The organism is Rhodoblastus sp., assembly GCF_019449565.1.
Lineage (GTDB): Bacteria > Pseudomonadota > Alphaproteobacteria > Rhizobiales > Beijerinckiaceae > Rhodoblastus.
This window is the reverse complement of the sequence record NZ_JAGRPM010000085.1, coordinates 21,439-34,938: the sequence shown is the minus strand read 5'-3', so window position 1 is coordinate 34,938 and position 13,500 is coordinate 21,439. Positions and strand designations below refer to the sequence as shown.

General features: G+C 61.7%; 11 protein-coding genes. 7 read left to right on the top strand and 4 right to left on the bottom strand.

What is annotated here, in order from left to right:
• On the bottom strand, nucleotides 1–2,714 hold a 2,714-nt coding region (locus QZ409_RS20035; RefSeq protein ID WP_296714926.1), incomplete at its 3' end, for an alkaline phosphatase family protein.
• A gap of 733 nt (nucleotides 2,715–3,447) precedes the next feature.
• On the opposite strand from QZ409_RS20035, the gene QZ409_RS20030 reads away from it, so the two are divergent.
• Nucleotides 3,448–4,464, top strand: a complete 1,017-nt coding sequence (locus tag QZ409_RS20030) for a carcinine hydrolase/isopenicillin-N N-acyltransferase family protein (protein WP_296714923.1) — start codon at nucleotides 3,448–3,450, stop codon at nucleotides 4,462–4,464.
• Nucleotides 4,465–4,654: 190 nt separating this feature from the next.
• Here QZ409_RS20030 and QZ409_RS20025 read toward each other — a convergent pair whose 3' ends face one another.
• The 3 genes from QZ409_RS20025 to QZ409_RS20015 all read right to left on the bottom strand — a co-directional run bounded on the left by QZ409_RS20025 (nucleotide 4,655) and on the right by QZ409_RS20015 (nucleotide 6,483).
• Nucleotides 4,655–4,858 (bottom strand): hypothetical protein, encoded by a 204-nt coding sequence (locus QZ409_RS20025; RefSeq protein ID WP_296714920.1) that lies wholly within the window; start codon nucleotides 4,856–4,858, stop codon nucleotides 4,655–4,657.
• 50 nt (nucleotides 4,859–4,908) lie between these two features.
• The gene (locus QZ409_RS20020) at nucleotides 4,909–5,784 is read right to left on the bottom strand and encodes an alpha/beta fold hydrolase (protein ID WP_296714917.1); all 876 of its coding nucleotides are present in this window, start codon (nucleotides 5,782–5,784) and stop codon (nucleotides 4,909–4,911) included.
• 69 nt (nucleotides 5,785–5,853) lie between these two features.
• Nucleotides 5,854–6,483, bottom strand: a complete 630-nt coding sequence (locus QZ409_RS20015) for a WHG domain-containing protein (RefSeq protein ID WP_296714914.1) — start codon at nucleotides 6,481–6,483, stop codon at nucleotides 5,854–5,856.
• A gap of 111 nt (nucleotides 6,484–6,594) precedes the next feature.
• Here QZ409_RS20015 and QZ409_RS20010 point away from each other — a divergent pair, with 111 nt between their 5' ends.
• From QZ409_RS20010 to QZ409_RS19985, 6 genes are all read left to right on the top strand, one after another.
• A complete protein-coding gene (locus tag QZ409_RS20010) occupies nucleotides 6,595–7,284 on the top strand; it encodes a PspA/IM30 family protein (RefSeq protein WP_296714911.1) in 690 nt (229 codons plus the stop codon).
• A 48-nt stretch (nucleotides 7,285–7,332) separates the two neighbouring features.
• Nucleotides 7,333–7,605 (top strand): YiaA/YiaB family inner membrane protein, encoded by a 273-nt coding sequence (locus QZ409_RS20005; protein WP_296714909.1) that lies wholly within the window; start codon nucleotides 7,333–7,335, stop codon nucleotides 7,603–7,605.
• Nucleotides 7,606–7,740: 135 nt separating this feature from the next.
• Entirely contained in the window at nucleotides 7,741–11,139 is a 3,399-nt protein-coding gene (locus QZ409_RS20000) for an acyl-[ACP]--phospholipid O-acyltransferase (RefSeq protein WP_296714907.1), read from the top strand.
• A 100-nt stretch (nucleotides 11,140–11,239) separates the two neighbouring features.
• On the top strand, nucleotides 11,240–11,419 hold the full coding sequence (locus tag QZ409_RS19995) for an AMP-binding protein (RefSeq protein WP_296714904.1): 180 nt from the start codon (nucleotides 11,240–11,242) through the stop codon (nucleotides 11,417–11,419).
• On the top strand, nucleotides 11,344–12,183 hold the full coding sequence (locus tag QZ409_RS19990; RefSeq protein ID WP_342394859.1) for an AMP-binding protein: 840 nt from the start codon (nucleotides 11,344–11,346) through the stop codon (nucleotides 12,181–12,183). The genes QZ409_RS19995 and QZ409_RS19990 overlap by 76 nt, the downstream gene beginning before the upstream one ends.
• Before the next feature lie 316 nt (nucleotides 12,184–12,499).
• Entirely contained in the window at nucleotides 12,500–13,180 is a 681-nt protein-coding gene (locus QZ409_RS19985) for a hypothetical protein (RefSeq protein ID WP_296714900.1), read from the top strand.
• Nucleotides 13,181–13,500: the final 320 nt, after the last annotated feature.

Genomic DNA, 13,500 nt, shown 5'->3' with positions numbered 1-13,500 from the left:
TTCTGGTTGACGAAGTTGAGCAAATCGCCGGATTGGAAATTAGTGGAGATCGTCACCGTCGCCGAGGCGAGGGAAAGATTGTCGGGATCGCTGACCGCCAGCGCGCTGTCGATCACGACGGCGACGCCTCCCGCCGCATAGCTGGTGGTATTGCCCGCCCCCGACAGCACCGGGGCCTGATCGACGCCGACAACATTGACGGTGCTGGACACAATGGCCGATTGCAGCGAGCCGGCGCTGGCCCGCCAATTGATCGTGCGCGCCAGGTCCGTCCCGTAATTGGTCGGGTTGAGGCTGCTTGAGCTGAATGTCACACTGTCGAGCGCGGTCTGATAGGCCGCGACGCTGGCTGAGCCCGTCAGCGTCAGCGCGCCGGTCGCGGAATTATAGCTGCCGGAAATGCCGCTCTGATTGGTGAAGTTGAGCGTGTCGCCGGCGAACAGACCGCTGGCGATCGTGACCGTAGCGCCGCTCAGGGTCGAACTGCTTGGGTCTGAGACCGTCAGGCCAGCGTCGAGCGTCGCCGCCGCGCCGCCCTCCGTATAGGCCGCCGTCACTCCGGCGCCGCCGAGTGACGGAGGGGAGGAACTGATGGAGCCGGAGACAGTCACCTGCGCCGTCACGGTGTCCCACCAGGACGTAAGCCCTGCCGGGATGGTTACACCCGTTTTGGTCACATATTCATTGGAGATCCAGAAGCCGTTCGGATTATTGGGATCGGCGATCGCGGTCGAATAGGTTCCCCAGCGCATGTTGGTGCTGCCGGAGGCGGCGCCGGAATCGAAAAATGTGTCGCTCGCCTGATAGAGCGTCGGCGCGCTGAAGGCGGAAAGGCCGGCGCCAAGCACCGTGTAATAGTCAGCGGGATACATGTTCGGCCCCGAGGCCGAGAAATTGATCAAGACGTCGCCGTTCTGGTCGACCGCGATCGACGGATTGAAGACCGCGACGCCCGCGCCAATCGAAGCGCCGGAAATGATGTCCCCCATGACAATTTGCGGATTGGCGGGATCGGTGACGTCGAGCTTGAACCATTCGATTTCGGGGGTCGCCCCTGCGCTCGGCATGACTTCGCTCACGCCATAAACGTAATCGTGTCCTCCCGAGGAGGCATAGGCAAGGCCTTGGATGCGCGAGTCATTGACGTTGAGCAGCTTGGTCGTGCCCAGCTGCGCGGCGGTATAGTCGCTGCCGCCGCCTCCCACGTCGCTGTCGTCAAGCCCGAGCCTCGTCGTCGCGCTGAAGCTGCCGGTCGTCGCGTCGTAGGTTTGGAAGGTAAGAATGGTGCGCGTGTGGTTCGAAAAGGCGCTTAAAAAATATGTTTTCCCATTTGCGCCGGCGACGTTGCGCATGATGCCGTTGGACCCTGACGCGACATTGCTGGCGTTGGGAGCAATCGCGGCGTTTCCGGCGGCTAAGACGCTGCTTTCGCTGACGATGAACTCGGCCGTGTTGTAGCCGCCTCCCGCATCGAGATATTCCGGCGTGGTGATGGATATATTGCCGTTGCTGACCGACAGATAAGGCATGTCCGACTGCGTGGTGAAGCCGTTGGACGTGTCGATCGAGGCGAGACGCCAGCCGTCGGCCGGATTGCTGTCCACCGAGACGGCGATAACGATATTGGTGCCGAAATTTCCTCCTCCCGGCTGAAAATTATCCGCGATGACGACATAGCGGCCGGTCGAACTGTCATAGGCGGCGCGCGCGTCGAGCAGGCTGTTGTCGAGCGTAGGGTCGAACCCGGCGGGCGTATTGTCGAGCCCCGAGAACATGCTCCAGAGCGAGCTGTCGGGAATAATTGTATTGCCGTTGAGGTCGGTGACCGTGTAACGCGACGACTCGACCGTGAAAATGTAATTCGGCCCCACCGCGAGGGCGTTTTGTGGCGGCGTGTTGTTCGGATCCGATATTCCGGAAAATCGCTCGGTGATCGTGCTTGCGGCCTTCGCCGTCGTTGCCGAATAGAAGTCGAGCGCCGGCGCGCCGGGGCTGACGCCGATCGGCGTCAGGCCGTAAAAGCCTTCGATCGTGTTGAGCAGAGAATAGTGATTGGCCACCGAGTCGTTCGTGACGCCCGCCGGGACGCCCGCGCCGACGACGATGGTCGTGACGTGATTCGGCAGGGTCACCGCTGGATTGGTGTTGTTTTCGTCGAAAGTGATGATCAGCAGCGAATTATTGGCCTGCGCCCAGGCGGCGTAGGCGGAGAGATTCGCCTGGACCCAAGCGTCGCCCACGGCAATTCCGCCGCCATTGTCGCTCAGCGGCGTCAGGTTGTGGGAGTCGTTCGGCGTCACGAAAGAGACGGTGGGCAGGTTGGCGAAGCCGGCCGCGGTCTGGGGAAAGGCGCTGAAATTGTAGGCGTCGGCCGCCGAATTGGCGAAGTGGGTCCAGGGCTGACGTTCGGGCACCGCGTTGGTTTCGGCGTAACCGCCGAAAGTGTAACCCTTGGCGGCGAGCGCGCTGGCCAGTGTCGGGACGCTGGCCGAAAATTGGGGAATAGGACCGTTGTTGGTGACGCCCCACGTCGAGCCGGAAAACAGCGCAAGATAATTGGGCTGGCTCGGATGCGACTCGCCGCTGAAGTCGGTGAAGAGCATCCCCTGTGCGATAAGCGAATTCAGATAGGGCGCCGCCAGGTTGCCGACGATGTCGCCGAAATTCTCGTTTTCAAGGGTTACAACAACGATATGGGTCGGAGCCGTGGTCATGGATCGGATCTCCTGGAAAGAAATCGAATGCGACCCTGCAGACGCGCATGAGCGCATTCCTGAGAACTTCGACTTTGACAGGCGCCCACGAGCGTGCGCAATTCGCAATGCGCTGGCCATCGTGCGGCACATAAATGTACCGGCGCAAACGTCGAGTTTGGGACGCAATATTGGGCGAAACGCTGTTTTTTTTGGACCGAAAGCGATACGTCTTTTGAGCGATCCCTGAGTCCTTCGACCAAAGGATCGCCGGAATCGACGAACGCAAGGCCTGTCGCGCGAGGCTATGGCGCTGTGAAGGCGACGCGTTCGCCTGCACGCTCTGCGTGCCGGTCCGGTTCATAGTCCAGGTTTGGAGCAATGTCCTCGCGCCGCTCCACCAGGGCCTGGCAGGCGCGCTCATGACGGCAAGCATTCATCGCCGTCGAAATCCCGATGTTTCCGCATTTCGCCGCTCGCAGACCTATGAACTGCGAACAGCAAATATCTGGCTGAGACGCTTGCGAGCGCCTGCGGCAAACACCGGAGCCGTTGGTTTGATAGCGTCAAAAAGCCTCTTTCAGCGCCTGCTATACCCATTTGCTGATCGTCCTCATCGGAAACAAATCCACTTTGTCCAAAGCGAGGCCCGGAAAATCATTAATCAAAACCCGCAATTGCTTTGTCGACAATCTTGAACATTGTTCAACGTTGGCTATCTTAAACCGTGTCGCAAGCACCGAAGGGCTGCCTCATGGCTTTCTCGCGTTCGTTCTCTGCACCTCGCGATCTTCTCAACATTCCTGTTGTCATCGTCCAACCCGGCGACGAGCCGGCCCTTGCGACGCTCGCCGCCGAGCCGCGGCGCTTTGAACATCTAGTCACTAGTGCACGCCGACTCTATACGCCCTGTGGAGTGCGCCTCGCCGACAATCTCTCGCGCCGCTGGGCCAGCCACAACGAAAGTCTGTATCAACCCGCGGTGGAAAGCGTTGCCGCCGAGGTCGGGCGTTCCGCCGCTTATCTCCTCAACCACTCCTACGAATGGGGCTGCACCAGCGGCGCCGCCGTCGATTCCGAACTGGGCGGCGCGACCTTGCTGCGCACGCTGGACTGGCCCTTCGACGGACTGGGCGAAACGGTCGTGGCGACCCGTTGCGAAGGTGCGGCCGGACCCTATCTCAGCCTGACCTGGCCCGGTCTTGTCGGAGTGCTTACCGCCACGGCGCCGGGCCGTTTCGCGGCAGCAATCAACCAGCCACCCCTGCCCGGCGGATGCGGCCGAACGGCGGGTTGGCTGCTGGCGCGTTACCGCGTCGGTCGCTCCAAGGCGCCACCGCCTACGCATGTGCTACGCTATGTCTTTGACACCGCCCGCACCTTCGACCAAGCTGTCGCGATGCTGCGCGAGACGCCACTGTGCATCCCCGCGATCTTCACGATTGTGGGTGTCGCGCCACATGAACGCGTCGTCATCGAACGCACTGAGACTTGCGCCTTCATAGCTTCGCAGCCCACGGCCGCCAACCATTGGGCAAGCGATTCTGCCCCAAAAACGCGCCCGCGCGACAAAACAAGCCTCGCGCGCCGCGCCGCCATGAATACCCTTATCGCGAAACAGCCCGACTGGTCGCTGTCCTGGCTCAAGCCGCCTATCCTTGACCTGACGACCCGCCTTGTGGTCATGGCCAATCCCGTGCACGGACGGATGATCGCGCAGGGGTGGGAGCGGTCCGGCGCCGTCACGAGGCCATTGCGGCTGGAAGCGTGATGGGCGCGACGCGCGAATGCCGCCAGCTGGTCCAAAGCCTGTCTACGTTGAGCCCAAACATCCAAAGCAGGCTGATGCTCCCAGCGATTACGATACTTCCCCCGTCCGGAAAAGACGGACCGGACGATGCACCGGCGCTGGGAATCAAAGTCACTGCGATCCCTTCTGAAACAAGGCCAACGCACAGCCATCAATAGAGGGGCTGGTCCCGCCATGCTGGCGTCTGTGGCTCGCCGCGCATCCCTTCTTCGACAAAGCGACTAAGACCCCTCAAAACAAGATAGGCAGACAAAATCACGATGGCGTCTAGACAATCTGTCGCCGTGCGCATCAGCGCCGCGCCAAACAAAACAATGAAGGCGATCGATGCCACCGCCGGTTTCATAAGGCGCATGATCTCGGTGTCCTTGAAAGCGGCGGCAGGCCATCTGCGTCATGTGGGCGCTAAGGCGCCCCCAGCGTCGAGGAAAAAAACGCCAGAATTTTTTCGCGATATTCGTCCGATTGCGCGGCCGAAGCCTCGGGATGATTCATCCCTTGCAACAACAAAAGCCCCCTGCCCTGCGCCGCCGCCGCCAACATTTCGCGCGATTCCGAGGGCGGCGTGTAGACATCCCGTTCGCCGCCGGCGATCAAGACCGGTCCCTCATACGACGCCAGCGACAATATGGGCGTCAGGCGATCCGGCCAGACTCCGAATCGCAGCGGCGACTGATAGGACAGCAGCGGCTCCAGGACATAAGACAGCGGCCGTGGAATATAGGCTGCGATCCGGTTGCGGATCGCGCGCCTGATGTCGGGATAGACCGCCTGAAGCACGAGTGCGTCGGCGCGAAGCGGTCCGCTTGTGCCCAAGAGCGAGGCCGCGCCGCCGAGCGAAATGCCGATCACGCCGACGGGCGCGCCCTGCTGGCGCCTTTTCAGCCAGTCAAACGCCGTCTGCGCGTCGATGGATTCGTTCAAACCGAAGGAATGCGGCGCGCGGCTCGACTGGCCGTGGCCGCGAAGGTCGATCGTCATGACGGCAAAACCCTGTTTCGCTAACCAGTCGGCATTGGCAGCCACGGCCTGCCGGGTATCGCCCAGCCCATGCATCAACAGGATACCGGGAGAATTCAGTTTCGCGCCGGGCCAAAACGTCGCGGCGACCGACAAACCGTCCGGCGTTGAGAGCATGAAATCGCTCGCGGGCGCGACAGCTGCCGAAAAAGCCGGATATTTGCGCCAGCTGACCATGAAGGAACCGATCAGCCAGAAAACGGCGAGGCCCAAGCCAACGCCCAGAACCGGCAGCGAGATAATGGCCATAACCTGGGTCATGTTGAGGCTCATGAAATAGTCAAACGGAGATCTCCTGATGGAGGTCTCAATAAGGTCGAGATTGCAGTTTCATGCGTTACCTCGCGAATGCGAAAAGGCCTTCTCTTCCGCCAATCCTCGACAGGCGGCGCATACCAACGTCTCGATCTGGCCTTCGAGCGCGGCGACCGGCACCGCCACCAGCTTTTCATCCAGGCCGATCCAGACGATCCCATGCACGGCGGAGAACAGCGTCCGGCTCAATAGATTCAGGCTGTCGGCATCGGCGTTCGGCAGCAGCCGGCGCAGGGGCGCGGCGACATGCGCGAACAGGCCAAGCTGATCGTTGATCGCCCAATCCGGCAAAGTCTTGTCGCGCCCCATGCGGTGTTCGAACAAGGCGCGCCAAAGCGGCTGATGGGCCTGAGCGAAACGGCAATAGGCGATGGCGATGGCCGAGAGTTGCGCCTCGGGCGCCATGTCGGAATGGCTGGCCGCGGTCATCGCCTCGCTCAGCGAACGTAAAGTACGCGATGCGACATGCAGGATGAGTTCGTCGATGTCGCCGACGAGATTATACACCCCGCCCAGCGAACAGCCGATCGCATGGGCGAGATCGCGCGCCTTCAGCCCTTGCAGCCCCTGCGCGCCGATAATCCGTTCGGCCGCCTCGATCAGGGCTTCGCGTTGGGCAGTCTTGCGATCGAGGGATTTCGTCAAGGATTCACCATATGGCAGACGCGCTGAACATTGTTCAACAAATTTCTTGAACAATGTTCAATCATCCGGTAGAACCGTTTTGTGAACAGCGTTCATAACACGGAGGTTGGGATGTTGAAAGCCTTTGTCACATTTTGTCGCGGCGCTTTGCAGGTTTCGAGCGAAACGCTGGCCGATCGCAACGCCCTGACGATCCTCAACCAGCAAATCCGCGATTGCGGCGGCGCACTCGATCGAGCCCGAAAGGCGCTGGCCTTGGCCCTCGCGCAGGATCAGGCCGAGACACGCCGGCGCGACGCCGCCAAAGTCCGGATCGCGGATCTGGAAATGCGGGTCGTCGCCGCTTTGGCCGCCGGCCAAAACGATCTGGCCCATGAAGGCGCGCAGACCATCGCCGATCTGGAAACAGAAGCCGCAAGCGCCGACGCCGCCCAATCCTTGTTCGCCCGCGAAATACACCGCCTGCGCGCCTATACCGCGCAATCGGAAGCCCGCCTGGCGGAGCTAGATCGAGGACGGCGGATCGCCCGCGCGGCGGAATCCGTGCGCGGCTTGTGCGGAACGACCGTCGCCGGCCCAACATTCGAGGCCAATCTGACGGAAGCCGAAGCGACCTTGCGCCGTCTGCGCGACAGCCAGATGGAAGCCGAAGCGGCCGAAGCCTTTTTAAGCCAGATCGACCCGGCCTCGCGGTCGCGCCTCATCACCGAAAAACTTGCCGCCGAAGGATTTGGCCCTCGGCTTCGGCCATCCGCCGAAGATGTGCTGGCGCGCCTCACCCGCGCCCTGCCCACCGCCTGACACTGCTCTTTCAACCTCATCCTCAAAGCAATGATGCAGGAGATTTCCATGAACCCGATTCCGCAGCCCCACAGCAACGCCTGGGTCACCTTCAGCTACGCGTCATTCGCCGCAGCCGCCCTCATGGTCTCGGCGGGGATCTTCTTCCTTCCCGTCGATCTGTGGACGAAATCCTATATCGGCATGGGCGTGGTGATGCTGGTGCAATCCTGCGTCACCTTGACCAAAACCGTCCGCGATATGCACGAAGCCTCCAGGCTGGTGAACAGGATCGAGGACGCCAAGACCGAACGCCTGCTGATGGAAGTCGGCAAGGCCTGAGGCAACAAAGGTTCGCGGGCACGGAAGACCGCCGCCGCGAACCTTTCGTTCACCTTCGCGCAAAGGCGCCAAACGCAATCAATCTTTCCTTCGCACTTTCCCCCTGAAATGCGTTTACATTTCCGGAGAACGCTCATGTTGTCGCTGTTAACTCAAAAACGCTTTGCTCCGCTGTTCTGGACCCAGTTCTTTTCGGCCTTCAACGACAATTTCCTAAAAAACGCGCTGATCTTCCTGATCATGTATCAGATGATCGGACACAATGCGGAATCGCTGATCACCCTGGCGGCCGGCGTGCTGATCCTGCCATTTTTTCTACTCTCCGGTCTTGGCGGCGAACTCGCCGACCGATTCGACAAGGCGCTTGTCGCGCGCCGCCTCAAACTTTCTGAAATCGGCGCGGCAGCGATAGCCGTCGCGGGCTTCTGGTTTCATTCGGTGCCGGCGCTGTTCGTCGCCTTGTTCCTGTTCGGCGTGATCGCGGCGTTGTTCGGTCCGCTCAAATACGGCATCCTGCCCGATCATTTGCGCGAAACCGAGCTTCCGGCCGGCAATGCGCTGATTGAGGCTGCGACCTTCATCGCCATTCTGCTCGGCACCGTCGCAGGTGGCCTGGCCTCACGCGATGGCGGCGATCCGGCGCATTTCGCGGGCGCCATGCTGGTGATGGCCGCGCTCTGCTATGGCGCCAGCCGTTTCATTCCCTCCACCGGAGAAGCCGCGCCGAATCTGCCGATCGATCGCAACATTCTGCGTTCGACGAGGCAGCTTCTCGCCGATTTGTGGGGCGACAGCCGCCTCTGGCGCACCGGATTGATGGTCGGCCTGTTCTGGATGATCGGCGCCATCGTGCTGTCGGCGCTGCCGCCGCTGGTCAAGATGACGATGGGCGGCGACGAGACCGTCGTCAGCGCCTATCTCGCCATTTTCGCCATTTCAATCGCGCTGGGGTCCGGACTCGGCTCATTCCTGTCGAGCGGCCGCATCGTGCTGCTGCCCGCGCCTTTTGCCACCATCGTCATGGGCTTGTTCGCCTGCGATTTGGCTTTCGCCGTCGCCGGGCTGAGTCCCGCTTCGGCGAGCCTGGGCGCGACGGCGTTTTTCCATCAGGCCGCCGCCTGGCGCATCGGCTTCGACATGGCGGGCCTGGCCGTCGCGGGCGGCGTGCTGGTGGTGCCGAGCTTCTCCGCCGCGCAGGCCTGGGCGCCGGTCGAGAAGCGCGCCCGCATCGTCGCCGCCATCAATGTGCTCACAGCCGCGTTTATCGTCCTGGGATCGGCCGCCGTCGCCCTGCTGCAAATGGCCGGACTGCATCTTGGCGGCGTCTTCGGCGTCATCGGCGCGCTCTGCTTCGTCGCGGCGCTCTGGATGTTCAAGACCCTGCCTACCAATCCGTTGCAGGACTTCCTGTCGATCCTTTTCCGCGCTTTCTATCGCGTCGAAATCATCGGCCGGGAAAACATCGCAAAGGCGGGGCCGAATGCAATCATCGCGCTCAACCACACCAGCTTCCTCGACGCCCCCCTGGCCTTGTCGCTCGTCGACAAGGACCCGGTCTTCGCCATCGAAATGGGCATTTCTAAGCGCTGGTGGATCAAACCCTTCCTCAAACTGACCCGGGCCATGCCGCTTGACCCGACCAAGCCGCTCGCCACCCGCGCCCTGATCAATGCGGTCAAGGATGGCGAAACGCTGATCATCTTCCCCGAAGGCCGCCTGACGGTCACCGGCAGCCTGATGAAAATCTATGACGGCGCCGGCCTGATCGCCGACAAATCCGGCGCGAAAGTGGTTCCGGTTCGCCTCGAAGGCTTTGAAACCACCATGTTCTCGCGGCTGTCGCGTGAACAGGCGCCCCATCGCTGGTTCCCGAAAGTGCGCGTCACGGTGCTGGAGCCGGTCGAACTCAAGGTCGCCGACGAATTGCGCGGAAAGGCGCGTCGTCAGGCGGCGGGCGCGGCGCTATATCAGATCATGTCCGATCTGGTCTTCCGCACCACCAATTCAGACCGGACGGTTTTTCAGGCTGTCGTTGACGCGGCGAGGGTCCATGGCCTGGGCCGTATCGCGCTGGAAGATCCCACGGGATGCCTGACCTATCGCAAGCTGCTGATCGGCGCGCGCGTGCTCGGCCAGAAACTGGCGCCGCTGGCCGCGCCCGGGCAGGCTGTCGGCTTGATGCTGCCCAACGTCAACGGCGCGGGCGCGGCGTTGCTTGGATTGATGTCTGCCAACCGGCCGCCCGCGATGATCAACTTCTCGGCCGGCGCCGCCAATATTCTGGCCGCCTGCAAGGCGGCCGAGATCGGGACGATCGTCACCTCGCGCGCTTTCATCGAAAAGGCCAGGTTGCAGCCGCTGGTCGATCAGGTGAGCGTCAACGTTCGCTTTGTCTATCTTGAGGATATTCGGCAGGGCGTCACCGCCATGGACAAGATCATGGCGTTCCTGAAATACGATCGCCCGGTGGCGAGCGCCTGCCCCGATGACCGCGCAGCCATCCTGTTCACCTCGGGTTCGGAAGGGACGCCGAAGGGTGTCGTGCTGTCCCACCGCAACATGCTCTCCAACGTCGCGCAGGCGGCGTCGCGCATAGACTTCGGCCGCCAGGACAAGGTGTTCAATGTGTTGCCGGTATTCCATTCCTTCGGACTGACGGCGGGACTGATCCTGCCGCTGGTCTCCGGCGTTCCGATCTATCTCTATCCTTCGCCGCTGCACTACCGAGTCGTGCCGGAGCTCATTTACGCGTCCGACGCCACCATCCTTTTCGGCACGGACACCTTCCTCGGCGGCTACGCCAAAACGGCCCATCCCTATGATCTTCGCTCGCTACGCTATGTTCTCGCGGGGGCGGAGCCCGTCAAGGCGTCGACGCGGAAGGTTTATGCGGAAAAATTCGGCCTCCGTATTCTGGAAGGTTACGGAGTGACCGAAACCGCGCCGGTGCTGGCGCTGAACACGCCGATGTTCAATCGCTTCGGCACGGTCGGACGGATCATGCCCGGCATGGAGGCGCGGCTTGAACCAGTCCCCGGCGTCAACGAAGGCGGCCGGCTTTACGTGCGCGGCCCCAATGTCATGCTCGGCTATCTCAAGGCCGACAACCCGGGTGTGCTTGAGCCCCCAGCGGAAGGCTGGCACGACACCGGCGATATTGTCGTCATCGACGCGGAAGGCTTCGTCACGATCAAGGGCCGCGCCAAGCGCTTCGCCAAGATCGGCGGCGAGATGATCTCTCTGGCCGCCGTGGAGGCCCTGGCCGCCGAATGCTGGCCAGGCGCGCTTTCCGCCGTCGCCGCGGCGCCCGACGAGCGCAAGGGCGAAAGGCTTGTGCTCACGACCACTGAGCCTGCCGCGACGCGCGCGGCCCTCCTGGCCTTCGCCAAGACGCGGGGCGCGACGGAACTGATGATCCCCGCCGACGTCCTGATCGTCGAGAAAATGCCACTACTTGGCTCTGGCAAGATCGATTTCGCCGGGGTGACGAAACTGGTGCGGGAATTGGTGGCGGAGAAGAGGACCGCCGCGTGAACGGGTAGCGTCGAACGCCCGAATCGTCCGGGCGCTCGACGCTCTCAACCGGCTCCGCTATAGCAAAGGGAGAGTTTCGCCGCCGCCCGCATCCGGCGCAATGGCGTCTGCGAAGCCGCTGGATGATTGCGGCGAGGCGCCGGCGTTAATTTCCTTCACCAGCGGCTCGACCGGCAAGCCGAAGGGCATTGTCCGCTCGCATGAATTCCTGATAGAGCAGGCGCGCTGTCTCGAACCTTTGCTGCGTCCCCTGCCCTACGAAGTCGAGCTACGATCCTGAAATATCTTGAGCGACGCAAGGTCGCGCGATTGCTGATTCCGCCTGCGATTTGCGAACGCCTGGCCGCGTCGCGTTTTCCGTCTTCTGTGCGCGCAATCCTCACTGGAGGCGGCCCAGTCTATCCCGACCTCATCCGGCGGCTCATGGCCCGCGTCCCAGAAGCTCATGCCGTCTATGGCTCGACCGAAGCCGAGCTGATCGCCCACATCGCGGCTTCCGAGATCACGACGTCTGATTGGGAGACGATGGACGCCGGACAAGGTATCCTCGCTGGCGACCCGGCCGCGCGGACGCTCATCAGGATCATCGACGATGAGATCCAGGTTTCCGGTCCGCACGTCAACAAAAGCTATCTGGATCGCACCCAGGACGCCTCGACAAAAGCGATCGGTGCGGATGGCGTGGTATGGCATCGGACCGGCGACTCCGGCCGCGTCGACGCGGACGGACGGCTTTGGTTGCTCGGAAGGATCGATGCACGCGTCGCCGGCTTGTTCGCATTCGGCGTCGAGGCCGCAGCAAGATTGTGGGCCGGTGTCCGCCAGGTCGCTCTTTGCCCCGGCTGCAACGGTGCAGCCATTCTCGCCATAGTCGGGGACGCGGCGCAGGAAGACGACTGGCGCGCGCGGGCGCATTACCTTGGAATTGAAAAAGTTGTCATTCTCGACGAGATGCCGCTCGATCGCCGGCACGGATCGAAGGTCGACTATGCGAAGCTAAAACAGCGCATCGAGGCATCACAACAAAGCCAACACATTGGCTGATTGGTTGAGACCTTTAGCTTCACCTGAGGCGATCGAGATTGAGTTCGCGCGCGGCTTTGTTAAGGCTACGGCGAGCAAGTCGGCACCGCACGGCCCTCGGCTACCAGACGGTGGCCGAGGTATCCGGCGGGACGCCCAGTCCTGGACGAGCGTGGCGGTGACGCGGGGTATGCCAACAGTCTGAATCAAGGACTTCGGCGGCGACGCGCTCGACCGGTGCAATCTCGCCCTACAGCCACGCAATCTGCGCACAAGGAAGTTCGGGGACATTGTCCGCACGGTCCCGCTCTCGGGGCTCCGCGGGATTCGGTGGCGGATGGGGAACTTAGCTCTTAACGAAAAAAGGAAGTACCCGCGCCGACGTGTCTTCAAGGGCGGTCAGATCAGCTTTCGCGGCCTTCGCGCCGCCATCGATTGCACGATCCGAGATCATTCGGAAACCGGCGCCAAGCTAAGCGTTGAAACCCCAGTCGGAATTTCAGAGAAATTCGACCTCCTTCAATCTGGCACCCCGACTCGCTTCTGTCGCGCCGCGTGGCGCAAATCGACCCATATCGGTGTTGAGTTCATCCATGATCAGTCGATAAACTGGCGGGCGTTTTCTTTGTTCATTGCCGAGACAGCTCCGGGGCCTCGCCCGATTGCAAGTTTCCGAACGTCGATTATTCTTCGGCCATTGCTGGAGGCGACGATGGGCGACGATCAAAGCCGGCCGAACCTGACGGTGGTGTCGGAAAATTCAGGCCGTGACATCAAGCGAAGCGTTGCTTGGGAACGGGCCTCCCATGCGTTGGTCAATTTGGCGGCCAACTTGTTGCCTCAGGGAGCGGGGCGACTGTACAAGATTGAGCGGGAATGCAATGCGGTGGTTGAAGCCTTCGAGGAATATCAATCGATCGTGGGAGTCGGGCTCAACAAAAGGTCAGGCGAAATTGCCTCGCATCCTCTTCGTCGACAAAGGAGAATTCGACGCTGGAGAGCAATATGTCGATTGTAAAGTCACCGAGGCAGTTGTCGCGGCACCAGTTGCGACGCCGCTGGAATTGTCGGTCGAATTCTTGATCTCCCAGCTGATTTCGAACCAGACGTGCGTACGAGACGATGTATTGTGACCAAGCTGGCCGAATCGATGCAGCCAAGTGGCGGTTGAAGGAGTCCGCGAAAACAGGTGAGAGCTGTTCGATAGCGTGAATTCGGCGATCCATCTTCATCTCCTATTGGCAACTGGTCCATGCTTGGCCTCAATTGCGCCCTTTATGTTCGATGGTTCGAGGCCTCGGACGCGCCGCTTTTTTGGCGGCGCGTTCAGACTAAGGC